Annotated in this window: 20 protein-coding genes; 7 read left to right on the forward strand and 13 right to left on the reverse strand. The window is 71.0% G+C overall.

Going from position 1 to position 24,266, the window contains the following annotated elements; genetic code table 11:
- Positions 1-67 precede the first annotated feature (67 nt).
- Complete coding sequence (locus ACW9TB_RS17610) at positions 68-1,213, reverse strand: acyl-CoA dehydrogenase family protein (RefSeq protein ID WP_472749103.1); 1,146 nt, start codon at positions 1,211-1,213, stop codon at positions 68-70.
- Positions 1,214-1,657: 444 nt separating this feature from the next.
- Between ACW9TB_RS17610 and ACW9TB_RS17615 the strand changes: the two genes are divergently transcribed.
- The 4 genes from ACW9TB_RS17615 (at position 1,658) to ACW9TB_RS17630 (ending at position 7,448) form a co-directional block, all read left to right on the forward strand.
- A complete protein-coding gene (locus ACW9TB_RS17615; RefSeq protein WP_472749104.1) occupies positions 1,658-2,917 on the forward strand; it encodes a hypothetical protein in 1,260 nt (419 codons plus the stop codon).
- A 12-nt stretch (positions 2,918-2,929) separates the two neighbouring features.
- On the forward strand, positions 2,930-3,766 hold the full coding sequence (locus ACW9TB_RS17620) for a class F sortase (RefSeq protein ID WP_472749105.1): 837 nt from the start codon (positions 2,930-2,932) through the stop codon (positions 3,764-3,766).
- A 1,742-nt stretch (positions 3,767-5,508) separates the two neighbouring features.
- A complete protein-coding gene (locus ACW9TB_RS17625; protein WP_472749106.1) occupies positions 5,509-6,570 on the forward strand; it encodes a glycerophosphodiester phosphodiesterase family protein in 1,062 nt (353 codons plus the stop codon).
- A gap of 92 nt (positions 6,571-6,662) precedes the next feature.
- Positions 6,663-7,448 (forward strand): class I SAM-dependent methyltransferase, encoded by a 786-nt coding sequence (locus ACW9TB_RS17630; RefSeq protein WP_472749107.1) that lies wholly within the window; start codon positions 6,663-6,665, stop codon positions 7,446-7,448.
- Between the two features lie 136 nt (positions 7,449-7,584).
- Here ACW9TB_RS17630 and ACW9TB_RS17635 read toward each other — a convergent pair whose 3' ends face one another.
- From ACW9TB_RS17635 to ACW9TB_RS17665, 7 genes are all read right to left on the reverse strand, one after another.
- Positions 7,585-9,702 carry a xanthine dehydrogenase family protein molybdopterin-binding subunit gene (locus tag ACW9TB_RS17635; RefSeq protein WP_472749108.1) on the reverse strand — a complete coding sequence of 706 codons (2,118 nt, stop codon included), beginning with the start codon at positions 9,700-9,702 and terminating at the stop codon, positions 7,585-7,587.
- Complete coding sequence (locus tag ACW9TB_RS17640; protein ID WP_472749109.1) at positions 9,699-10,763, reverse strand: FAD binding domain-containing protein; 1,065 nt, start codon at positions 10,761-10,763, stop codon at positions 9,699-9,701. The genes ACW9TB_RS17635 and ACW9TB_RS17640 overlap by 4 nt, the downstream gene beginning before the upstream one ends.
- Positions 10,760-11,338, reverse strand: a complete 579-nt coding sequence (locus tag ACW9TB_RS17645) for a 2Fe-2S iron-sulfur cluster-binding protein (RefSeq protein ID WP_472749110.1) — start codon at positions 11,336-11,338, stop codon at positions 10,760-10,762. The genes ACW9TB_RS17640 and ACW9TB_RS17645 overlap by 4 nt, the downstream gene beginning before the upstream one ends.
- A gap of 133 nt (positions 11,339-11,471) precedes the next feature.
- The gene (locus tag ACW9TB_RS17650) at positions 11,472-12,446 is read right to left on the reverse strand and encodes a sugar-binding transcriptional regulator (RefSeq protein ID WP_472749111.1); all 975 of its coding nucleotides are present in this window, start codon (positions 12,444-12,446) and stop codon (positions 11,472-11,474) included.
- Between the two features lie 130 nt (positions 12,447-12,576).
- Positions 12,577-13,689: an ABC transporter permease gene (locus tag ACW9TB_RS17655; RefSeq protein ID WP_472749112.1), complete on the reverse strand. Its 1,113-nt coding sequence runs from the start codon at positions 13,687-13,689 to the stop codon at positions 12,577-12,579.
- Positions 13,686-15,251 (reverse strand): sugar ABC transporter ATP-binding protein, encoded by a 1,566-nt coding sequence (locus ACW9TB_RS17660; RefSeq protein ID WP_472749113.1) that lies wholly within the window; start codon positions 15,249-15,251, stop codon positions 13,686-13,688. Before ACW9TB_RS17660 ends, ACW9TB_RS17655 begins: the two co-directional genes overlap by 4 nt.
- Positions 15,248-15,922 carry a DUF2291 family protein gene (locus ACW9TB_RS17665; RefSeq protein ID WP_472749114.1) on the reverse strand — a complete coding sequence of 225 codons (675 nt, stop codon included), beginning with the start codon at positions 15,920-15,922 and terminating at the stop codon, positions 15,248-15,250. The genes ACW9TB_RS17660 and ACW9TB_RS17665 overlap by 4 nt, the downstream gene beginning before the upstream one ends.
- A 580-nt stretch (positions 15,923-16,502) precedes the next feature.
- On the opposite strand from ACW9TB_RS17665, the gene ACW9TB_RS17670 reads away from it, so the two are divergent.
- The 3 genes from ACW9TB_RS17670 to ACW9TB_RS17680 all read left to right on the forward strand — a co-directional run bounded on the left by ACW9TB_RS17670 (position 16,503) and on the right by ACW9TB_RS17680 (position 19,623).
- Positions 16,503-17,426, forward strand: a complete 924-nt coding sequence (locus ACW9TB_RS17670) for a hypothetical protein (protein WP_472749115.1) — start codon at positions 16,503-16,505, stop codon at positions 17,424-17,426.
- A 13-nt stretch (positions 17,427-17,439) separates the two neighbouring features.
- Positions 17,440-18,306: a class F sortase gene (locus ACW9TB_RS17675; RefSeq protein WP_472749116.1), complete on the forward strand. Its 867-nt coding sequence runs from the start codon at positions 17,440-17,442 to the stop codon at positions 18,304-18,306.
- A 171-nt stretch (positions 18,307-18,477) separates the two neighbouring features.
- Positions 18,478-19,623, forward strand: coding sequence for an acetyl-CoA C-acetyltransferase (locus ACW9TB_RS17680; protein WP_472749117.1), 1,146 nt, complete (start codon positions 18,478-18,480; stop codon positions 19,621-19,623).
- Positions 19,624-19,716: 93 nt separating this feature from the next.
- Here the strand turns inward: ACW9TB_RS17680 and ACW9TB_RS17685 are convergent, their stop codons facing one another.
- The 5 genes from ACW9TB_RS17685 to ACW9TB_RS17705 form a co-directional block, all read right to left on the reverse strand.
- Complete coding sequence (locus ACW9TB_RS17685; RefSeq protein ID WP_472749118.1) at positions 19,717-19,908, reverse strand: hypothetical protein; 192 nt, start codon at positions 19,906-19,908, stop codon at positions 19,717-19,719.
- A 349-nt stretch (positions 19,909-20,257) separates the two neighbouring features.
- Positions 20,258-21,667: a sensor histidine kinase gene (locus tag ACW9TB_RS17690; RefSeq protein WP_472749119.1), complete on the reverse strand. Its 1,410-nt coding sequence runs from the start codon at positions 21,665-21,667 to the stop codon at positions 20,258-20,260.
- Positions 21,667-22,353, reverse strand: a complete 687-nt coding sequence (locus ACW9TB_RS17695) for a response regulator transcription factor (RefSeq protein ID WP_472749120.1) — start codon at positions 22,351-22,353, stop codon at positions 21,667-21,669. The genes ACW9TB_RS17690 and ACW9TB_RS17695 overlap by 1 nt, the downstream gene beginning before the upstream one ends.
- A gap of 153 nt (positions 22,354-22,506) precedes the next feature.
- Positions 22,507-23,013 (reverse strand): hypothetical protein, encoded by a 507-nt coding sequence (locus tag ACW9TB_RS17700; protein ID WP_472749121.1) that lies wholly within the window; start codon positions 23,011-23,013, stop codon positions 22,507-22,509.
- Positions 23,014-23,209: 196 nt separating this feature from the next.
- Positions 23,210-23,920 (reverse strand): class I SAM-dependent methyltransferase, encoded by a 711-nt coding sequence (locus ACW9TB_RS17705; protein WP_472749122.1) that lies wholly within the window; start codon positions 23,918-23,920, stop codon positions 23,210-23,212.
- Between the last annotated feature and the right edge of the window lie 346 nt (positions 23,921-24,266).

The following is a 24,266-nucleotide window of genomic DNA, read 5'->3' on the forward strand; positions in this document are numbered from 1 at the left end:
ATGGGCGCTTCTCGGGTGGCTGATCTTGGAGATCGGTCTCAGGAGTCCGGTTTGCGGGAGGCCGGTCTCAGAAGCCGAAGGAGCGGCCGATGATCTCCTTCATGATCTCGGTGGTGCCGCCGTAGATGGTCTGGACGCGGCTGTCGACCCAGGCCTTGGCCACGGGGTACTCCATCATGTAGCCGTAGCCGCCGTGCAGCTGGAGGCAGCGGTCGATGACCTTGGTCTGCAGCTCCGTGGTCCACCACTTCGCCTTGGCGGCGTCCACGGCGGTGAGCTCCTTGGCGTTGAGGGCCAGGATGCACTTGTCCACGTAGAGGCGGGCGATGTCCACCTCGGTGTCCATCTCGGCCAGGACGAACCGGGTGTTCTGGAAGCTGCCGATGTTCCGGCCGAAGGCCGTGCGGCTCCTGCAGTACTCGATGGTCGTCCGCAGGACCGTCTCCGCCGCCGCCACCGCCATCACCGCGATCGACAGGCGTTCCTGCGGCAGGTTGGCCATGAGCTGGAAGAAGCCCTGTCCCTCCTGCGGGCCCAGCAGGTTGGCCGAGGGGACCCGGACGTTGTCGAAGAACAGCTCCGCCGTGTCCTGGGCGTGCATGCCGATCTTCTCCAGGTTGCGGCCCCGGCTGAAGCCCTCCATGCCCCGTTCGACGACGAGCAGTGAGATCCCCCGGGCGCCCGCGGCCGGGTCGGTCTTGGCGACCACGACGACCAGGTCCGAGTTGATGCCGTTGGTGATGAAGGTCTTCTGGCCGTTGATCACGTAGTGGTCGCCGTCGCGTACGGCGGTGGTCCTGATGCCCTGCAGATCGCTGCCCGCGCCGGGCTCGCTCATCGCGACCGCCGTGATCAGCTCGCCGGAGACGAACCCGGGCAGCCAGCGGGCCTTCTGCTCGTTGTTGGTGAGGTCCACGAAGTACGGCGCCATCACGTCGTTGTGCAGCGAGTAGCCCAGGCCGGTCGCGCCGATCGCCATGACCTCCTCGACGATCACCGCGTTGTAGCGGAAGTCGGTGATCCCGGCCCCGCCGAACTCCTCGGGCACCCCGAAGCCGAACATCCCGATCTCTCCGGCCTTTTTCCACACCTCGCGGGGGACGATGCCGTCCTTCTCCCACCGGTCGTGGTGGGGCGCCACCTCGCGGGCCAGGAACTCGCGCACGGTCTCGCGGAAGAGCCGGTGCTCCTCCTCGAAGAGGTCTCGCTGCATGGTGTGCCTCCCAGGGACTCGCGACGGCTCATGATGACTTGTGGCGGCTCATGATGACTCGTGACACAGAATACGATTCTGTTACTACCAGGTACAGCCCGATCTCATGCTGTTCGCATGGCGTGCGGAGGTATGTGGAGGTACATCCAGATCACAAGTGCGCCACGGTCTGTGGATCCACCCGCGATCTCGCTGCGCCGAAGATGGTGGAAACCGTACGATCTACCCTCGGTGTGCTATGGGTATGCCTGCTGACGGCAGCCTTCGTGATCGGAGTGTGTGGTGGTTCGGTGGCGATCTGGGCTCCGTAGGTCTCTCGCGGTTTCGGCCCTGTGCCTTTTCGGCGGCGCGCTGGTCGCGCTGCCCACCGGTGCGTCCGGTGCCAGCAATGCCGAACTCGTGGTCGACTACAGCTGTACCGGGGGGATCGCCCTGGGAACCAGCGTGGTGAACCTCCGGACGAAGGTGTCGATTCCCACGGCGCTCACGGTCGGGCAGCCGCTCAACATCGGCTGGGCCCTCAACTACAAGAACGGCGACCCGGCCAGGTTCGGCTCGCCGGGCTACTTCGGCCCCGGCGGCAAGGTCCTGGTCACCGGGAACGTACAGCTCTCCGGGACCTGGACCGGTGTCCTGCAGCCGAAGGGCGCCGTCGACCAGCCGGGCAAGCTGCAGCCGGGGAAGGTCCTGAAGCTCCCCGACGGGATCTCCGACTTCGCCCACACCACCCAGGCGGGCACGGTCAACGTCAGCCCTCGGAAGCTGTTCGTGGACTTCATGCCCCCGGCCGGTGAGGTCGTGGTCAACAACGACGACCCCCAGGTGACCTACCACGCGGCGGGCGACTGGTACGAGCTGAACGACGAGGCGCTGAGCATCGGCGACCACGGCCGTGACCTGCACCGCACCGACAAGGTGAACTCGTTCGCCACCTTCAAGTTCACCGGCACCGGGATCGAGTACATCGCCCGGCGCAGCAATGAGGCGGGGCAGGTCGGGTTCAAGATCGACGGCCAGGACGCCACGCCGTCCTCCATCGACGCCTCGAAGGACCCCGACGGCACGCCGACGAACGCCGCGCACAAGGGCGGGCTCACGCTGTGGAGGTTCAACGGCCTCAAGTACGGCGAGCACACCCTCCAGGTCACGAACCTGGAGGCCGGAAAGTTCGCGCAGGTCGACGCCTTCCGGGTGATCACGAGGGAGCTGGCGAACCCTCCGGCCGACTACCGGGCCACGTGCTCGCTCGTCAGCGCGCCGGTCTCGGTGAACGTCACCATCTCCGAGCCGGGTGGGTCTCCTCCGCCCACCACCACGGCCACCCCCACGTTCCCTCCCACCACCCCCACGATCACCCCCACGCCGACGATCACCCCCACGCCGACGATCACCCCGAGCGCGAGCGGCAGCCAGAACGGCAACCAGACGATCGGGACGAACAGCACCACCACCAGCACGACCACATCGACGCCCAGGCCGACCCTGACCGTGACCGCCACCGTCACCCCCACCAGGCCCACCCCCTCCACCCCGCAGGTGCTCATCACGCCCAGCGGCGGGGCGCAGACGGGTGAGGCCCCGGGGGAGGGCTCCGGGCTGGGGCTTCTCGGCGCGGGCACGGTGATGGTGACGGGAAGCGCGCTGGGCGGTGTGGCCTTGATGAGGCGGCGGGCGGCACACGCACGCGGTCAGAGGGACAGCTGAAGGAGGCGCCGGATGTATCAAGGACCCGAGCAGGGCGGTCCGGACCCCTACCACGGCCGGGGTCCGGCTCCCAAGCCCAAGGGGAGCATGCTGATGGCCGGGCTCCTCGTGGCCGGGTCACTCGGCGGGGTGGCCGCGATCATGGCCGGGCTGCTCGCGTACCTGGCCCCGGCGGCGGAGGACGCGCCGTACGGACCGCCCGTGCCGCAGGCGGCGGGCAACGAGCTGCAGATCCAGGAGGTCCCGGTCGCGGGCCAGCAGCCCGCGGGGGTGACACCGTCCTCGGCGGTGGGACCCGGCGGGCTGGACGCCCCGCTGACGGCCGCCGCGCCCACGGCGCCGCCGCCGCTGCCGGTGACCATGCCTCCGGAGCCGTTGAAGAGTGACGGTGTGACGCCCCGGCGGCTGGCCATCCCGAAGATCGGCGTGCTCGCCCCGCTGATGGCGCTCGGTGTCGACTCCAAGCGGGAGATCCAGACGCCTCCGCTGAGCAGGCCCAACCAGGCGGGCTGGTACAAGCACGGCCCGATTCCCGGGCAGCAGGGGCCCTCGGTGGTCCTCGGGCACGTGAACACCAAGGGCGGGGCCGCGGTCTTCAGCAGGCTGAAGGAGATCAGGCGCGGCGACAAGATCAAGGTCTCCCGGTCCGACGGAAGCCTCGCGGAGTTCACGGTCGACGGTGTGGAGCAGGTCAGCAAGGCGGCCTTCCCGTCCAAGCGGGTCTACGGCAACACCGGCGAGGCGACCCTGCGGCTGATCACCTGCGGCGGTGTCTACAACAGCAAGACCCGTCACTACACCGACAACATCATCGTCTACGCGACCCTGTCGAAGACCCGTCGCGCCTGAGCGCGGTGCGCCGTACCCCGGGACCGGGTACGGCGCCCGGCGAATCGGCAGGTCACGGCCCCTTCGTCGGCTGTTTTCCGATCGTTAGCCTCCCCGGCAATCCGGGTAGGAGGTTTCACAAGAGACATCCCCCCGAATGATCAGAAGGCGGGGGTGTGCCCAGGTGAGCATCGTGCGGGCCGGGGTGGTAGCCGTACTCATAGGAGTGGCCGCTCTCGGCGCGGTCCAGCATCCGAAATCGGGACACGAACGATCCACGGGCTGGGGCGCCAAGCGCCCCGCGCACTCGACGCACAAGCAGGCCGGGGGCTGGACGACCAAGAACTGGGGCAACGGGGGGCGGACGGCCGAGCGCTCGAAGACGACCGTCAAGGGCGGCGGAAACTGGGGACCCAGGCGGGTGAGGCACTCGGACGGCGGGCGCCACAGGGCGCGGGATGCCGGTCGGCGCTATCCGGGGTGGGGGCACGGAAACCACGGGTACCACGGGAGTCGCGGGTTCTGGCGGCGTGATCCGGGGAGCGAGCGCGGCCGGGGGTGGGGTTTCGGACGCCCCGGGGACCGGGGATTCGGGCGGCCGGACTCGGACACCGAGAGCGATGACGACTGGGACTATGAACGGCCGGACGATCCGGCGTTCGAGCGGTACGGGGAGGACGGGCCCGGAGGGCGCGGTGGCGGGTGGGGGCTCGGGCGTCCGGAGGAGCCCGGTTTCGGACGCTATGGGTCTGACCGGTACGGGTCCGGGCGCTACGGGGAGGCGTACGGGGCCGGGCGGGGAGGTCCGGGTGGCGGGCGTGGTGAGAGGTGGGGTTTCGGACGCCACGGGGACCGGGAGTTCGGGCGGAGAGGTCCGGAGGCCGGGTGGCGCGGGGACCACGGGTTCGGCCGCCACGGACCGGGTGCCCGGCGGCACGGGGACCGGGAGCTGGGGCGCCCGGCCTGGGCCGGGAACGGCATGCGACACCATCGGCACAAGCACGGACACCGGCACGGACAGGGCCGGAGAGGCGGGCGCGAGCGGTGATCCGGCGACGTAGGTGACATCGGTGGCATCGGCGATGTCTATGGCATTAATGACACCGATTCGGCGCCGGGAGCCGGTGCGGTGTCGATCCGGCGCGTGACCCCGCTGCTTCGTCGTCCGAGGTGGGTGCGGTGCCGAGGGGCGCGAGGTGCCGGGCCGTCGGCTGGAGCCCGCGCGGCGGCCCGAGGACGGGAAACGCCTTGAGGTAAGCGCCGGTTCGGTGTCCGGGGTGGGTGTCGGCCTGTTGTTCGGGGCCGTGCGGCGGCTTGGGGCCGACGCCGGGGGTGGGGAACCCCGGCCGTCAATTGACCCGTGTTTTCCCGCTCTTCGCCGAGGAGCGAGTGATTAATCGCTCGCTCTTTTTTTGTGCCCTGCAACATCGGGATACATCTAGGGAAATGCCCTAGGAGACGGTCATGTGGCGTTATCTCAGCGAGAATCGCTTCTGATCGTTAATCGCATGTCCGGTACGGGTATAGCCGTTTATGCGAATGTGTCTCCCCCGCTGAACCGGAGCGAGGGGTGTACGCAGGTGAGCAAGGCGCGGGCCGGTGTGCTGGCCGTATTCATAGGGATGGCCGCCGTCGGTGCCCTGCACCACGCCGATTCGACGGGCACGCGATCCGTGAGCCCCGCGCACGAGCGATCCGGTGATTCCACGGCCCAGCGGTCCACGGGTTCCGCAGGTTCCGCGGGTTCCGCGGCGGAGCGGTCCGTGACCTCCGCGGCCGGGCGTCCGGCGAACCCCGAGGCCAGGCATTTCGGCCGCCACGAGGTCGCGCCGATCGTCATCGCGCATCGCGGAGCCAGTGCCTTCCGGCCCGAGCACACGCTTCTCGCCTACACGGTCGCCATCTCGATGGGCGCCGACTACATCGAGCCCGACCTCGTCTCCACCAAGGACCACGTACTGGTCGCGCGGCACGAGAACGAGCTCTCGGCGACCACGGACATCGCCAGACATCCCGAGTTCGCCGACCGCATGACGTCCAAGGTCATCAACGGCGTCCGGCACACGGGCTGGTTCACCGAGGATTTCACCCTGGAGGAGCTGCGTACCCTCCGCGCCAGGGAACGCTTCCCCAGGGAACGGCGGGACAACACCGCGTACGACGGGATAGAGCGCATCCCGACGCTCGACGAGGTGATCCAGCTCGCGCAGAAACACGGGGTGGGCGTCTACGCCGAGACCAAGTTCCCCACCTACTTCGCCTCGATCGGGCTGCCGCTGGAGGAGCCGCTGCTGGAGACCCTCGCGCGGTACGGCTGGGACGACGAGCGGGACCCGGCGTTCATCCAGTCCTTCGAGGCCGGGAACCTCAGGCGGCTGCGCCCCCTCACGCGGCTGCGGCTCATCCAGTTCGTCGGCGCGACCGGCGCCCCGTACGACCTCGCGAGCACGGGTGACCCGCTCACCTACGACGACATGGTCACCCCGGAGGGGTTGCGGGAGGTCGCCAAGTACGTCGACGGCATCGGCCTGGTCACCAAGCGGATCGGTCCCGGCGATCCCGGGGGTCTCGACGGGAGATCGGTGTCGCCCGCCGAGCTCGTCAGGAACGCCCAGCGGGAGGGGCTCCTCGTCCACGCCACGACGGTTCGCAGGCTCGCCGCGCGGCTCCGGGCGAACCTCGGGGGCGACGCCTCCGGCGGGCGTGCCACCGAAGCGGTGAAGAGGTGGCTGAAGCGCCTGTACAGGCTCAATGTGGACGGAGTCATCGCCGACGACCCCGGTCTGGCGTGCGCCCTGCGGGACCGGCTGCGCGGCGGAGGCTGAGCGCCACCCCGGATGTCACCGGGACCGGCGCCGTGTCGCGCGGACGGTCACCCGGTCCCGGCGGCCCGGCGCCCCGGGGCTACCGTGGATCTGTGAACGGTTCATCTCCTTTCCGGGACGTCGATCCCGAGGTTCTCGCGATGCGGGCCTCCTCGTTCGGCAGCGAGGCGGAGGCGTACGCGCGGGAGCGGCCCGACTACCCCGACGACGCCGTGCTGTGGGCGCTGGAGCCGGTACGCGGGCGCGAGCCGCTGCGCGTCCTCGACCTGGCGGCGGGGACCGGGAAGCTGACCACCGTGCTGCTGCGCTACGTCGCCGACGTCGTCGCGGTGGAACCCGACCCGGCCATGCTCGGCGAGCTCCGCCGCCTGCTGCCCGGCGCCCGGACGATGGCGGGTACGGCGGAGGAGATCCCGCTGCCGGACGGGTCGGTCGACGCGGTCTTCGTCGGACAGGCACTGCACTGGTTCGACCTCGATCGGGCACTGCCCGAGATGGTGCGGGTGCTGGCCCCCGGCGGGGTGCTGGCGGGCCTGTGGAACCTCGACGACGACGAGGTTCCCTGGGTGAACGGCCTGAAGGAGGTCTCACGGAGCCCGGTGTCGTTCCGCCGGTGGCGGCCCGAGTCGATCCTCAGGGAGGGGCCGCTCTTCCCGGTGATCGAGTACGCCCGGTTCCCGCACAGCCAGCGCCGTACCGTGGAGTCGATGGTGGCGACGATCCGTACGCACTCGCACGTGCTGACCCTCTCCGAGGCCGAGCGGACCGTCCTCACGGACCGGGTCGCCGGTTACCTGCGCTCCACCCCCGAGACCGCGGGCGGCGAGTTCGATCTCCCGATCACGACCGCCACGGTCCGCGCCATCCGCCCGGCCTGAGGCGGTTCACGTGGAGCCGGTCTGAGCGAAACGGCCCGCGTGGGACCGGCTTGAGCTGAACGGGCCCGAGAAGAGCCGGTCCACGTGGGACCGGCCCGAGGGGGACCGGCCCGTGTGGAGGCGTCCCGCCAACCCGTCAACCGGCGCGCATGGCCGCCCGTACCCGGTCGAGGGTGATCGGCAGGTCGCGCTGCCGGAAACCGGTCGCGTGGAAGACGGCGTTGGCGATCGCCGCGGCGGTGCCGACGATCCCCACCTCGCCGATGCCCTTGACCCCGACCGGGTTGAGTTCGTCGTCCTGCTCGTCGATCCAGTGGGCCTCGATCCCGCGGACGTCGGCGTTCGCCGCGATGTGGTACCCGGCCAGGTCGTGGTTGACGAAGTCGCCGAACCGGGGATCCACCTCCAGGGCCTCGTGCAGGGCCATGGAGATCCCCATCGTCATGCCGCCGAGGAACTGCGAGCGCGCCGTCCTGGCGTTGACGATCCGTCCGGCCGCGAAGACCCCCAGCAGCCGCTCGACACGGACCTGCCCGGTGTCGACGTCCACCGTGACCTCGGCGAACTGCGCCCCGAACGAGTGGCGTGAGAGGCGCCTCCAGGCGGCGAGGTCCTCGGTGGTGTCCGCCCGCACCCCCAGCCCCTCCGGGGGGACCACCCCGGACCGCTCGTCGAGCTCCTTGACCAGCGCGCGGCACGCCTTGCTCACCGCCCAGCTCCACGAGGAGGTGCCCATGGAACCCCCGGCGAACGGCGCGGGACCGAAGACGCTGCGGCCCACCCTGACCGTGACCCGGTCCATCGGCACGCCGAGCTCGTCGGCGGCCACCTGGGTCAGCGCGGTGCGGGCCCCGGTGCCGATGTCGACCGCGGCGATCTCGACCACGAACCGGCCCGCGGGCTCGGCGTAGGCGGTCGCGGTGGAGGCCATGCTGAAGACGGGGTAGGTCGACGACGCGACACCGGTCCCGACGAGCCGGTGGCCGTCCTCGCGGACACCCGGCGTGGGGTCGCGCCCGGCCCAGCCGAAGCGCGCCGCCCCCTCGCGCAGGCAGGCGACCAGGTTGCGGCTGCTGAACGGGAGACCAGACTCGGGGTCGGCCGGAGGCTCGTTCACGATCCGCAGCTCGACGGGATCCATCCCGAGGGCGTACGCCAGCTCGTCCATCGCCGACTCCAGGGCGAACATCCCCGGGGCCTCGCCGGGGGCGCGCATCCACGAGGGGGTCGGCACGTCCAGCCGCAGCAGCCGGTGGGCGGTGTGGCTGTTGGGCGTCGCGTACATCATGCGGCTGGCCGCGACCGTCTGCTCGGTGTACTCGACGAGCTTGGAGCTCTGCTGGACCGCGTCGTGCCACACCGAGGTCAGCCTGCCGTCCCGCCCGGCCCCCAGGCGTACGCGCTGCACGGTGGGCGTCCGGTAGCTGACGAGCGCGAACATCTGCTGCCGGGTCATCGCCACCTTGACCGGCCGCCTGACGGCCCGGGCGGCGAGCGCGGCCAGCACGGTCGGCGGGCGCGGCACGGCCTTCGACCCGAAACCGCCGCCGACGTGGTCCGCGACGACGCTCACCGCGTTCTCGGGAAGGCCGAACAGCTCGGCGATCGCGGTCGCCGACATCCACGGCGCCTGGTCGGCGTTGTAGAGCGTCAGGTTCTCGCCCTCCCAGAACGCGATCGTGGCGTGCGGCTCCATCGGGCTGGCGTGCTGGGTCGAGGTCGTGTACACGGCGTCCACGCCGACCTGCGCCGACGTGAGGGCGCTCTCTGCGTCCCCCCAGTCGACCGTCCCCGCGAAGCCCGCGTTGGCCTTCCGTGGCGAGAAGACCCGAGGGTCGCCGGGATCCAGCACGACGTCGTGCTCCTCCCGCCCCCCGTCCTCCACCTCGTATTCCACGCGGACCGCCGACGCCGCCTCGCAGGCCGCCTCCAGGGTGCTCGCGACCACGGCGGCGACGATCTGCCCCCGGTAGGCGACGTCGGCCGACTGCAGGACGGCCAGCTCGGCGTCCTGCACGGGGCGCAGCCGGTAGACGTTGCCGCTGTCCAGCACGGCGATCACCCCCGGCATGGCCAGCGCGGCGGCGGCGTGGACGGCGCGCACCCGTCCCCTGACGATCGTGGACTGCACCGGCCAGGCGTAGACGGCTTCCGGTACGGGGTACTCGTACGCGTAGCGGGCCGCGCCGGTGACCTTGTCGCGTCCCTCGATCCTGGCCGGTGCCCCGCCCACCACCTTGTCGAGCGTGGTCATCCCCGCTCCTCCCGTGTGAAGTTCCCCGTGGACCCCGTGGACCCCGTGGACCCCGTGGACCCCGTGGGTCCCGTCGGTTTCGTGAGGTCGCGTACGCTCGCCGCGATCAGGTCCCCGGCGAGCCCGATCTTGAACTCGTTCCGAGGGAGGGGGCGCGCCGCCACGAACTCCGCCTCCGAGGCCGCCAGCAGCAGCGCCCTGGTCGGCCTGTGCCCGGCCAGCATCCCCTCGGCCTCCCGGGCCCGCCACGGCACGGGGGCCACCCCGCCCAGCGCCAGCCGGATCTCCCGCAGCGAACCGCCGGGCTCCGTCGCGACCACCGCCGCGACCGAGACCACCGCGAACGCGTAGGACCAGCGGTCGCGGATCTTGCGGTACAGCATGGCCGCGCCGTCCGGGGGCGGGGGCAGCTCGACCCCGGTGATCAGGTCGCCGGGCTCCAGCACCGTCTCCCGGTCCGGGGTGTCGCCGGGCAGCAGGTAGAAGCGGGAGAGCGGCACCGCCCGCTCGTCGCCTCCCGCGAGCCTGATGTGCACCACGGCGTCGAGGGCGGCCATCGCCACCGCCATGTCGGAGGGGTGGGTGGCCACGCACGCGGCGGAGGTGCCGATCACCCCCAGGTCGCGGTGGGCGCCGCCGATCGCCGAGCAGCCGGTACCCGGATCGCGCTTGTTGCACGGCTTGGTGACGTCCTGGAAGTACGGGCAGCGCGTGCGCTGCAGCAGGTTCCCGCCGGTGGTGGCCATCGACCGCAGCTGTCCCGAGGCCCCGGCCAGCACCGCCTGGGAGATCGCGGGGAAACGCTCCCTGATGCCCCGGTCGCCGGACAGGTCGCTGTTGCGGACCATCGCGCCGATGAGCACGCTCCCGTCGGCCCGGTGCTCGATCCGGTCGTACGGCAGCCGCGTGACGTCCACCAGCTTCGCCGGCCTGGCCACGCCGAGCTTCATCAGGTCCACGAGGTTGGTGCCGCCGGCCAGGAACATCGCGTCGGTGCCGTCGAGGAGGGCGGTGGCGGCGGCACCGGGGTCGGTGGCGCGCTCGTAGGTGAAGGGCCTCATCGCGTACCCCTGGGACCCCGCCCGGCGAGAACCGGCTCCTGGCCTTCCCCACCGGCCGCGTCGAGGACGGCTTCGACGATTCCGGCGTACGCCCCGCAGCGGCAGAGGTTGCCGCTCATCCGCTCGCGGACCTCCTCGGCGTCCAGGGTGACGCCCGAGGCGACGTCCTCGGTGACGTGGCTCGGCCAGCCCCGTCCCGCCTCGTCGAGCGCGCCGATGGCCGAGCAGATCTGGCCCGGTGTGCAGTAGCCGCACTGGAGGCCGTCGTGATCGAGGAACGCCCGCTGCACGGGGTGCAGGTCGTCCGTGCGGGTCAGGCCAGCCACCCCCTCGATGGTGACGATCTCCTGCCCGGCGGCCGTGACGGCGAGCGTCAGGCAACTGTTCACCCGGCGGCCGTCCAGCAGGACCGTGCACGCGCCGCACTGCCCGTGGTCGCACCCCTTCTTCGTCCCGGTGAGCCCGAGATGCTCCCGTAGCGCGTCCAGGAGGGTCACCCGGTTGTCCAGGGAGACGGAGTGGTCGGCACCGTTGATGCGCAGCGTGATATCGCTGCTGAACGCTTCGACTGCCATGTGTTTATCCTGTCAATTCCCTCATGAGGGGTGGATTTCCTCTTAATCTGAAAATCCAAAAGAAGCGGCAATCCTGCGGCTTCGAGAATCACGAGGGTGTTAAAGAGGCGCCAAGACCGGCCGGGGGCCGGGATCAGGGGGCTTCGGCGAGCAGGCGCCGCGCGGCGTCCAGGTCGGTGATCAGCACGTTGACCCACCCGCCCCGCAGGGCGGCCCTGATCGCGGGGTGTTTCCGCTCGCCACCGGCGACGGCCACCCGGTGCCCGACGGCGCGGAAGGCGTCGGCGCCTATCCCGACGACCCGCCGGTCGAAGGCCGAGCCGACCGGGTCGCCCCCGGCGTCGAAGAAGCGCAGGCACACGTCGCCGACGGCGCCCAGGGAGCGGAGCTCCTCCCGGTCGGCGCGGCCGAGCGGGGACGACTCCAGGCCTCCGATGCCGACCAGCACGACGGTCAGCTCCCGCCACTGCGCCGTCACCTCCGCGACGGCCGGGTCCCGCAGCAGCGCGTCGCGGGCCCCCGGCGTGGCGGCGACCCCGGGGGAGGGGACGAGGACGGGCCTGGCGCGGGTGACCTCGGCGAGACGGCCGATCAGCCGGGTGGCGTGGATCCGCGCCTCGGGGCCGTCCGGCCCTCCGGCGACCTGCACGACGCGGTCGGCGACCCGGGTGCTCCGGGGACGCATGAGGTCGACGGCCGCCAGCAGGGTCTCGCTCCAGGGGGAGACGCCGATGACGTCCCCGCCCCTGAAGGTGGTGTCGAAGTAGGAGGCGGCGGCCGGGGCCAGGGCGGGCACCACGTCGTCGCGGGCCCCGCGGGCGTCGACCACCACGGCGTCCCGCAGGGAGTAGCGGCGCTGGAGCTCCTCTTCGAGCTCGACGTGCACCCCCTCGGGGAGGACCACGAGGGTGCGGACGATGCCCCGGATGGCGGCCTCCTTGAGCAGGCGGGAGACGCGCGGCTGCGAGACGCGGAGAGCCTCGGCGATCTCGGGCTGCCGCATGCCCCGCTCGTGGTACATCCGGGCCACCTGTGCCAGCAGGCGCAGATGGTCGGTGGCCGCCGCGCGGCCGGAGCCCCGGACCCGTCCAGGCTCGGGGACGACCATGCACCGCCTCCTCGTCAGACACCCGCCATCCACCGCGACCGGGCGAAGCCTCACCCGTGGCCGGACACCGAGCGTACCGGCCCGGATCCCCTCCGTACCGGCGAGCGGGAACATGGGCGTCCGGCCGGGGTCAGCCGGGCCGCCTGCCCGCGGCCATCGCCGACACGGTGGCCCCGCGCCGCTGGAACCGCCGCTGCCCCTGGTCCAGCATCACGGCGAGCACGAGCACGGCCCCCTTGACGATGACCTGCCAGAACGTCGACACGCCCATGAGCATCAGGCCGTCGGAGAGGAAGCCGACGAAGAAGGCCCCGATGAGGGTGCCCCGTACCGTGCCGCGTCCCCCGCTCAGCGCGGCGCCGCCGAGGATCACCGCGGTGATCGCGTTGAGCTCGTACATCTCACCGGCCAGCGGGGTCGCCGAGGTCAGCTCGGAGGCGATGACGAGACCGGCGACCGCGGCGCAGGCACCGGAGATCACGTACACGGCCGTCTTGACGCGCTCGACCGGGACCCCGGAGAGCTCCGCGGCCCGCTCGTTGCCGCCCGCGGCGTACAGCCACCGCCCGAACGGCGTCCTGGTGAGCACCAGCGTGACGGCGACGGCGAGGAAGATCATGATCCAGATGGCCGTCGGGACGCCGAGCGGGCGCCCGTTGCCGAGGAGCTCGAAGCCGGTGTTGCCGAGCTCGGGGCTGCCGTTCAGGTTGGGGTAGGTCGAGCCGCCGGAGATCAGCAGCGCGACCCCCCGCGCCACGTACAGCATGCCGAACGTCGCGATGAACGGCGCCACGTTGAAGCGGGTGATGACGATGCCGTTCACCAGGCCGACGAGCATGCCGGCCGCGACGCAGAGCACGATCACGCCCCACACGGGCGGGTAGGCGACCGCGTCGGCGAACCCGAGGTCGAGACCCTCAAGTAACTCGCCCGCGACGACCCCGGAGAGCCCGATGATCGAGCCCACCGACAGGTCGATGCCGCCCTTGAGGATGACCAGCAGCATGCCGAGCGCGATCACCGCGTTGATCGCGACGTGCTTGGTCATCGTGACGAGGTTCGGCGGGGTGAGGAAGGTCTCCGACAGCAGGCCGAAGACCACGACCACGGCCGCGAGCGCGATGAGCGCCCGCAGCTCGAACAGGCTGTTCACCAGCGACAAGCGGCGTGCCTCGGCCACGGCCCCCTCCGGCGGGGAGTGGCCGGGCGACGCCGGTGCGGGGGACGTTTCCCGAGGTATCACCCCACCTCCTCCTCGCCGGTGCCGTCGGTGCCGTTGGTGTCGTCGGCGGTGCCGTCCGACACCCTCATCAGTTCCTCCCGGGTTATCGCGCCACGCCGGAACTCGCCGGCGAGGATCCCGTGGGTGAGCACCAGCAGCCGGTCGGGGACGCGCAGGGCCTCCTCGGCGTCCGACGTGGTGAAGACCACGGCCAGGCCGCGCTCCGCCCGGGCCGCCACGAGCTCGAAGATGTCCGCCCTGGCGCCGGTGCCGACGCCGCGCGAGGGCTCGTCCAGCAGGAGGACGCGGGGGGTGGTCAGCAGCGCCCTGCCGATGACCACCTTCTGCTGGTCGCCCTCGCTCAGTGACGCGACGGGCGCCTCCGTGCCGTCCCTCCCTACGGTGATGCCGGTGATCATCTGGTTGACGGCGTCCCGCTCGCGGCCTCGGGAGAGCAGCAGCCGCCGGACGAAGGCGCCCAGCCCGGCCAGGGAGAGGTTCTCCCCGACCGACATCGTCTGGACGAGGCCGTCGCGCCGCCGGTTCGCGGGGACCAGGACCAAGCCCCGGCCGATGCGGTCGCGGATCCCCGCGTGCCCCAGCGGGGTGCCGGAGAGCAGGATCTCGCCCGACTGCGCGGGGATCCGGCCGGCGAGCGCCTCCAGCAGCTCGGTGCGTCCCGAGCCCGTCAGGCCGTAGATCCCCACGATCTCGCCCTCCCTGACGGTCAGGGAGAGGTCGTCGATCGCGAGACGGCCGGGGTTGGCCGGGTCGGCCACCACGAGGCCGCGCAGGGCCAGCACCTCCTCCCCGGTGACCGGGACGTGGCGCGGGAACAGGTCGTCCTGGTCGCGGTCGGTCATCCGCTCCACGATCCACCGGACGCCGACGTCCCCGGCGTCCGCCGTGGCGACCAGCCGCCCGTCACGCAGGACGACGACGTCGTCGGCGATCCTCAGCGCCTCCTCCAGGTGCGCGGAGACGTAGACGACCGCCACCCCGTTCGCGGTCAGCTCCTTGAGGACCCGGAACAGGACCTCGATCTCCGGGGCGGTGAGCGCCGAGGTGGGCTCGTCCATGATCAGCACCCGGGCCTCCTGGAGGAGTGCCCGCGAGATCTCGACGATCTGCTGCTCGCCCGGCGTCAGGTCACCGACCAGCAGGTTGGGATCGAGATATTCCTCCAGGCTGTGCAGGATCGCCGCGGTGGTGGCCCGCTGGGACGAGCGGTCGATCACCCAGGGGCCGCCGCAGATCTCCCTGGCCAGGAACAGGTTGTCCTGGATGCTCAGGTTGGGGCAGAGGCTGAGCCCCTGGTGGACGATCGAGACCCCCCGGTCGGCGGCGTCGCGGGGCGACACGAACCTGACGGGCTCGCCGTCGAGCTCGACATGGCCGGTGGTGGGGTGCTCGATCCCGGAGAGGATCCTCATCAGGGCCGACTTTCCGGCTCCGTTCTCACCGAACAGCGCGGTCACCCGTCCGGCGGCGACGTCGAAGTCGACCCCCCTGAGGGCGGGGGTGTCCCCGTACACCTTGGTGACGTCGCGGGCGCTCAGGACGTTGACGGCCGGGTTCTTCACGAAATCTCCTTGATCGAGACCGGGGTGATGGTCACGACGGAGGGGGTGAGGAAGCTGAAGGCCCCGACGAAGGAGATCTTCTTGCCCCTCAGCCTCGGCGCGTCCAGGTGCTTGAGCAGCTTCTCCCGCATCTGGTCGTTCAGCGCGGTGGCGGCGTCGGCGTACTCCACCTGGTCGAGGAACTGCTCAAAGGTGATGAACCCCACCGAGTCCCGCAGTGCCGTGCCGTTGATGACCGGGCCGACCTGCAGCGACACCCGGGTGCCGGGGGGCAGCCAGGGCGCGGTCACGGGCATCAGCCCCGACCTCACCGCCCCGGCCGTTCCGGTGCCCTTGACCGCGAAGGCGTAGGGGCCGTTGCCCTGCCGGATGCCGTACTGCTTCCCGGCCCCCTCCATGTCGGCGTTCATGGCCTTCACCAGTACGGGCAGCTCGACGGCCTTCCTCTCGATCGCGGGCACGACCTTGTCCTGGTACGTCCGCGCCCCGTACGCGGCCGGGTCGAACCGCCGGGGACCCGACGCCGCGACCGACTCCGCCGAGCGGTACCGGGTGCTGAGCCCGATGGCCGCCAGGAGGGCCACCGCGAGGGCGACGGCGATCCATCTCGCCGGGATCCGCCGGCGGGGCACCTGCCCGCCACGCGCCTGCGATGTGACCGGCGTGCTCATCTCAATCCTTCCGGTGGGGAAATCTCGGGGGAGACCGCCGGTCCGTCCGCGGGGAGAGAGTCCCGGGAGGGGCTCGCGGCCGGACGGGGCGAGGGCGTGCGGGCCGATGATCACCATGTCCGTATCGACGAAATATTTCAGCAACCCATGTGGATATTCGGAGCGTCCGAATTGGACCCACCGAGGTTCCAGCCTGCCCGATGGGACTCCATGGATGGTGATCTTCAGACCCGTTATCACCAGTCTTGACCTGGTTTTTTCTCTATATCCAGGCTCTGATTGCCGATACCCGATCACCGGTTCGCCGGTCGGCCGGGGGCGCGGCGGGCCCTCCGATCCGGCCCCGGGAGGCCGGTCCGTCCCGTCCGGCGTCCGGCTGGAGCCCACCCGACCTCCCCACCGGGCGCTTTACCGATGTACGGTGTCGTTTGCTGTGGGATAGATGGGAATTTGTGTCCGTTTAGCCGACTCGCTCGCGTGTCCCGGTCTCTGTTCGTAGGATCTATGCCGAACCTTGACCACAATCTGTAAGCCTCGGCGGCCGGTGTGCCGATCGATCAACCCGGAACGAGGAGAAACTGTGCTGAAGTCCAAGACGCGGCTGCGCGTCGCGGTCAAGACAGCCGTGATCGCTACGGCGGGCGCAGGCATCTTCGGTGCGTTCCCCGCGATCGCCTCCATTTACGCCGCTCCCAAGCCGGTCGCCTACACCTGCACGCTCGCCGGCGCGGTGTCGCCGTCGGCGACGTACACGTTCCAGATGGACCTCACCGGCCCGACGGCGGGGGTGACGAACTCCCCCCTCGTGGCGACCTGGAAGATCGGCGCGCCGGTCGCCTCTCCCACGCTTCCCTCCCTCACCCCGTCCGCGTCCGTCGCGGCGAGCGCGAGCCTCGTCGCCGACGCGGAACTGCAGATCAACGCGAGTCCTTCGAGCGTCCTGGCGAGCCCCAGCGCGCTCCACCAGGTCCTGATCACCGCCGCCCCCCCGATCGCCGGGCAGCCGATCACCGCGCCTCCCCTGGTCGTCACGGTGACCCCCCTCGCGACCGGGGTCGTCGCCTTCCAGCCCGACGCGTTCACCCTGCTCCTGGCGACCGGCGCGGGGACGGGCGCCGCGGGCGAGTCCGAACTCCTCGACTGCACCCTTCCCGACCCCGCCCAGGCCTCCGCCGCCGCGCTGCGGGTGACCGTGGGAACGGGCACGCCCAGCCAGTCGAACAGCCCGTCGCCGTCGGCCTCGCCCTCGGCGACCCCGACCGACTCGGCCACCACGACCCCCACGCCGACCCTCACCGTCACCCGGACCAAGACCGCCCCCTCGACGCCCGACCCCAACCCCGACGAGCAGATCGACGAGACCCCCAAGGGCGCGGCCTCCACGGGTGGCGGCGGTGACGCCGGGCCCGACGCTCGGATGATCATGTTCAGCGGTGCGCTGATGGTGGCGCTCGCCGGGATCGGCGGGCTCATGCTGCGGCGTCGCACCGCCGGTCGCGGCTGATCGGGGTGGCCGGATGACCACCCCACCCCCGGGCGGCTGGCCGCCTCCCGGGCCTCCCCAGGGGCCGGTGCCCCACTACCGGCCGGTCCCGGTCCAGCCGCCGTACCCGCAGCAGGGCCACCACCAGCAGCCGTACGGCGGGCCGTACGAGCAGCAGTGGCCGCCGGGGCAGGAGCCTCTCGGCGGCGGCCGGATGATGCGGTCGGTGCTCATCCTGGCGGGGATCGCCGGGGTGGTCACGGTGCTGGTGGGCCTGCTCTACATGCTGGCCGCGCCCGAGGAGTACGGCCTGGCCGACCAGCGCACCACGCTGCCGCCCCGGGACCTGGCGGCCGCGGCACCGGCGAACCCCTACTTCCAGGCACCCCCGACCGTGCCGCCGCCGCTGCCCAGCCTGCCCGCGGCCCCGGCCATGCAGCCCTCGTCCCCGGTACGCCTGGTCATCCCGAGGCTCGGGGTCAGCGCGCCGGTCAGGTCCGTCGGGCTCGACAGGAAGGGCGCCATCGAGGTGCCGCCGGTCGGCAACCCGAACCTGGTCGGCTGGTACCGCTCGGGACCCACCCCCGGCGAGGCGGGCCCCGCGATCATGCTCGGGCACAAGGACACCCGCTCGGGGACCGCGGTGTTCAGCCGCCTCGACGAGATCCGCAACGGCGACGTCATCGAGGTGCACCGCAAGGACGGGATCATCGCCGTCTACACCGTCGGCGGGCTGGAGCAGGCGGACAAGTCGGTCTTCCCAACCCAGCGGGTGTACGGCAGGTCGCCGACCCCGCAGCTGCACCTGATCACGTGCGGCGGCGTCTACAACCGCGCGACCGGCCACTACACCGACAACGTCATCGCCTACGCGACCATGACGAGCACCAAGAAGGCCTGAGCGGCACCGCTTTTCCACGATTTTTCGCGATTTTTCGTGAAAAGCGCGATCATCCTCGCCGTCGCGCGGGCGGCTCCCTCCAGGGCGCGGACAAAGGTTCTGTTGTAACCTCCTACTAACCGAACATTGCTCGGTTTCGCAGGCAGCTCGGTTCCGCAAGCAGGAGGCACTGTGGCAGAGGCGTACATCGTCGGGGCGGTCCGCACCCCCGTCGGCAAGAAGAAGGGCGGTCTGTCCACCGTCCACCCCACCGACCTGGCCGCGCACACCCTCGGCGCGCTCATCGAGCGTACGGGCGTCGACCCGGCCGCGGTCGAAGACGTGATCATGGGCTGTGTCATGCAGTTCGGCCCGCAGAGCATGGACATCGCGCGCAACGCGTGGCTGTCGGCGGGCCTCCCGGAGAACGTCGCCGGGGTGACCATCGACCGCCAGTGCGGCTCCTCCCAGCAGTCGATCCACTTCGCGGCCCAGGGCGTGCTCTCCGGCACCCAGGACCTCGTCGTGGCCGCCGGAGTGGAATCCATGAGCATCGTCCCCATGGGGTCGAGCATCACCACCGCCCTGGAGAAGGGCATGCCCTTCCCCTTCGGGGAGAAGTGGGTGGAACGGTACGGAAAGCAGGAGATCTCCCAGTTCCGCGGCGCGGAACTCATGTGCCAGAAGTGGGGCCTCAAGCGCGAGGAGCTGGAGCTGTTCGCGTACGAGAGCCACCAGCGGGCCTCGAAGGCCGTCGCGAACGGCTACTTCAGGGACCAGATCGCCCCGATCAACGGTGTCGAGGACGACGAGGGCCCGCGCCCGGACACCACGCTGGAGAAGATGGCGTCGCTGAAGACGCTGAAGGAGGACGGCATGATCACAGCCGCCACCTCCTCGCAGATCTCCGACGGCTCGGGAGCGCTCCTGATCGCCTCCGAGCAGGCCGTCCGCGACCACAACCTGACCCCCAGGGCGCGCGTCGTCACCCTGGCGCTCACCGGCGACGACCCGGTCTACATGCTGACCGCGCCGATCCCGGCGACGCGGAAGGCCCTGAAGAGGGCGGGCCTGTCCATCGAGGACATCGACGTCACCGAGATCAACGAGGCGTTCGCCCCCGTCCCGCTGGCCTGGATCAACGACCTGGGCGCCGACCCGGCCAAGGTCAACCCGAACGGCGGCGCGATCGCCCTGGGCCACCCGCTGGGCGGCACCGGCGCGATCCTGATGACCAAGCTCCTGCACGAGCTGGAGCGGACCGGCGGGCGGTACGGGCTGCAGACGATGTGCGAGGGCGGCGGCCAGGCCAACGTCACGATCATCGAGCGTCTGTGACACCGGTGGCCTGAGGTGTTCACGGGGGTGGAAAACCCCGGGCCCCGAGCCCCGGCCCTGGACTTCCAGGGCCGGGGCTTTCGCTGAGGCGGGTCAGCGACCGCCCTTGCCGGGGATCCGGCGCGGCTGCTGGGTCGGCCTCATCGGCATCGGGGGCATCGGCACGTGCCGGGGCGCGGCGGGCACGACGTGCTCGGGAAGCGGGGTGCGGGGCTTGGCGGGCTTGGCCGTCGTGGACTTCCCGCCACGCTTCTGAGCGGACTTCTGGGCAATGTGAATTCGCATATGGGACTCCTTGAGGAATGTGACGACGCGGCGCGATCCCGGGTCGGAAAACTCAGCTGCCGCGTCAGACGAACGGGGCCAGAGGGCTGAGTGCGGGCGGATCAGCGAGGGCTGATCGACGCCGGCTCTTAGGAGTTAATCCACATGTGGACGAACCTACGGCGCCCCCGCGACGGCGCGCAACCCATTTATCCGCCACCGCCACCGGCCCCCGTCGGCCCGCCGAGCCCGGTGCTGACCACCTGGCGAAACAGCCGATCCCATCCGGACCCGGGCGGTGAACGGGCTCGGGTGGGTGAGCAGGCTCAGGTGGTGAAGGGGTCCAGAAGGACTTCAGACGGCGAAGGGCTCAGGCGGCGAAACCGGCCGGTCCCGCCGGGGCCGGACGCTCGGGGAGCTCGACGTGCACGCGGGTGCCCTCCCCGGGAACCGAGGTGATCCAGCAGCCGCCGCCGTGCGCGTCGGTGATCGCCTTGACGATCGACAGCCCCAGCCCGGCGCCGTCGGGCAGCCGTTCCCCGCCCCGGTGGAAGCGGTCGAAGGCCCTGTCCACCTGCTCGGCGGACATCCCCGGGCCGTCGTCGGAGACCTCGATCAGCGCGCCGCCGTGTGGCCGCCGCGTGACCCGTACGGTGGCCGTGGTCCCGGCGGGCGTGTGCGCCCGTACGTTCGCCAGGAGGTTGACCAGGACCTGCCGGATCCTGGCCTCGTCGGCGACGACGGTCAGCGACTCCGGGGCGTCGACGACGATCAGCGAGTCCGGTTCGATGGCCGTGCAGTCCGCGCTCACGTCGCGCGCCACCGAGGCCAGGTCGGTCTCCGCGGGCTGGAGCCCGGCGTTCCTGTCCAGGCGGGCGAGGTCGAGCATCTGGCTGACGAGATCACCCATCCGGGTGGCCTCGTCCTCGATCCTGCCCATGATCCTGGGCAGGTCCTCGGCGCGCAGCGCCCCGGTCCGGTAGAGCTCGGCGTACCCCCGGATGGTGGACAGCGGGGTCCGCAGCTCGTGCGAGGCGTCCGCGGCGAAGCGGCGGACGCGTTCCTCCGACGCCCACCGGTCCCTGAAGGCGCCCGCGATCCGGTCGAGCAGCAGGTTTATGGCCGTGCCGATCCGCCCGACCTCCGAGGGCCCCTCGGGCATGCGGACCGACAGGTCGCCCTCCCCGGCCATGTGGTACGCCGCCCCGGCGATCCTGGCCAGCGGCGACAGGCCCCTGGTGATCAGGGCGCGGCCCGCGAGCGCCAGCACCAGGATCAGCGCGCCGCCGGTGAGCAGCTCGGCGATGACGAGCTGCCGGATCGGGGCCTCGACGGACTCCAGCGGGACGGCGACGACCACCAGCCGGTTGCCCTGCCTCGCCTCGGCCACCCGCGCGATCATGCTCTGGTCGCCCTCCGCGTCGAGGGAGAACGCCTCCCCGCTCTCGGCCTGGGCCCTCAGCCGGGCGACACCGAGCCCCTCCACCAGCCCCGGTACGGTCGTGGCGGCGGGCGCGTCCCCGTTGACGAGCCTGGCCCGGCCCGTGTTGAGGTTCAGCACGGCGACGGCGTAGGTGGACCCGGTCAGGGTCTGCGCGAGCTGGCCGCCGGGGGCGGCGACGATCCGCTTGGCGGCGGTCGTGGTGGCCGCCCGCAGCTGCCCGTCGAGCCTCTCCATCAGGTGCCCGCGCAGGACGAGGACGCTCACGATGGACAGCATCACCAGCAGGACCGTGCTCACCGCGAGCAGGCCCGCGAGCAGCCGTGCCCTGAGCGACATCAGGTGCCCTGGGGCGGGCGCAGCGCGTAACCGACCCCGCGCTGGGTGTGGATCAGCGGCGGGCCGAGCGGGTCGAGCTTGCGGCGCAGGTAGGAGATGTACGTCTCGACGACCTGTGACGAACCCCCGTAGCCCCAGACGTGTTCCAGCAGCTGGCGCTTCGTCAGGACCAGGCCGGGGTGTTCCATCAGGAAGGCGAGCAGCCGGAACTCGGTGGGGGAGAGGTCCAGCGCGACCCCGGCCCGCCGCGCCTCCCAGCGTGACTCGTCCAGCTCCAGGTCCGCGACCCGTAGCGTCCCGCCCGGGGCGTCGGAGACGGCCGTCCTGCGGAGCACCGCCCGCACGCGGGCGACGAGGGCCTCGACGGAGAAGGGCTTGGTGACGTAGTCGTCGCCGCCCAGGGTGAGGCCGCGCACGGTGTCGGTGGAGGTGTCCCTGGCCGTCAGGAAGATCACCGGGGTGTGCAGGCCCGCGCCCCTGATCCTGCGGCACACCTCGAAACCGTCGACGTCGGGGAGCATCACGTCGAGCACGATCAGCGCGGGGGGATCGCCCTCCACCGCGGCGAGGGCCTCCCCGCCGGTCGCCACGCCCGTCACCCCGAAGCCGTGGAAGCGCAGGGCGACCTCGACGATGTCACGGATGTTGGGGTCGTCCTCGACGACGAGGATGGTGCGCTCATTCATGGAGGCCCCATTCTTGCCTACTAATCCGTGCTTCGTACCAGTTCGTAGCTGTTAATCCTTAATGGGAGGCCGCCGCGAAGCGGTGGAATTCCGGCGCATCTCGGTGATCCCACCGCTTCACGGTCAGCTTCCGCCGGGCCTCCGGGTGGCCGGTCAGCTCCCCGGGGTGGTGGCCGGCGGGTCCAGGAGGGCGCGGTTACGCGGTACGAACACCGCGGCGGCCGTCGGGTCGGTCGAGGTGGGGACGCCGATCACGAACACCCCGTCGCCGACGACCAGCTTGGTGAGGTCGGCGCGGACGCCGAGCCTGCGGATCCTCGTGGAGGTGTCGAGGTTCCAGTTCCAGACGAGACCGTCCTTGCTCTTGACGGTCAGCTTGTTCTCGCCCTTGGCGGTGATCACACCCCGCTGCCAGGTGTAGTCGATGAACGACTTCTTGTCCCTGACGGTGGCCCGTCCGTGGACGCCGACCACCCACAGGCTGTAGTGGGAGCGCAGCCTCGGCCCGTGAAGCGTGGAGTCGGCCTTGAGCAGCTGGTCGGCGATGGCGGTCACGCCGGTCGGCACCGGGGCGGTCGTGTCGGTCGCCCAGGCGGTGGAACCGGTCAGCATGATCGACGCCGTAATGGCCGCGGCGCCGAGTGCCAGTTTCCTCTTCATGGTGGTCCTTCCGGGAACGCCTCCCGAGGGGGAGACGTCGATCAGGCAATCGTCCCGGCCTGTGATCTTTTGAGGAGGATCCTGGGAATTCCATGAGAGCACCGAAGAAACACGGGGAGAGCACGGAAAAGCCGCGCGCGGTGCCGCTCCCGGAAGGCCGGGAACGACACCGCGCGGAGGTTTTTCTCGGGGCGGGCTACTTGGGCACGCGGGCGACGCAGAAGACGGTCTGCCCGAACGGCGGGCGGACGAAGCGCTCGATGAGGCGGGTCAGCGGCACCACCGTACGGTCGTAGATCTTGACCAGGCGGGGGTCGGGGTAGCCGACGCCCCCGCGGCGGACGGCGGCCCACCAGGCGATGCCGCCCAGGAAGTTGATCGGCTTGAGCACGTCGATGTCCAGGCCCGCCTTGGAGACCGTGCTGCGCAGGGTGGCGGGGGTGTAGCGGGTGACGTGGCCGACCTTGCGGTCGAAGTCTCCGTACAGCTGCATGTAGCCGGGCACCCAGATGACGATCCGGCCGCCGGGGAGGGTGACCCTGGCGAGCGAGCGCAGGGCCTCGACGTCGTCCTCGATGTGCTCCAGGACGTTCATCATCACGACGGTGTCGACCTTCTCACCGATCGGGATCTCGGTCGGCAGGCCGAACTGGAGCACGTCGATGTCGTCGCGCCCCTCGAAGCGCTTCTCCAGCTGCTCCACGCAGTAGGGGTCGAAGTCGCTGACCACCAGCCGGTCGAGACGGGGCAGGAAGGACTCGGCGAAGTGGCCGAGCCCGGAGCCGATCTCCAGCATGGACCGGCCCACGTGCGGGGCGACCATGTCGAGCTCGTACTGCCGGTAGTTCTTGGCCTCGTCCCCACCAAGGTGGTTCTCCAGGGCCTCGTCACCGGCCGCGGGTTGCACTACGCGGTCATACCCAGACATGCGGTTCCGTCCAGCTCGCTTACGGAAAGGCCGGGGCGAGGCCACGGCCAGGGACAGCCAGAGTCTAGTGGCGCTTCCCTCGCGGCGGCCCCTCAAACGCCCCACGGCCGGTGTCTTCGCCCCGCGACGGGCACGGGCGGCCCCCGCGCCGGACCCCGATTACCGGCTCCGCCGAATCAGCCATAAAGCACCAGCATTTCCACGCCTCACGCCGTATGGAGGAAGTTCGACCTCGACCCGGCGGTGAGATTTGCACCGGAGGACAAGGAAACCCCCCTGGGGAATGGCGGTCCGGCCGGTTCGTGATTTGGAAAGGGTGCGATTC

The sequence above is a fragment of the Streptosporangium sp. H13245 genome (assembly GCF_055690525.1).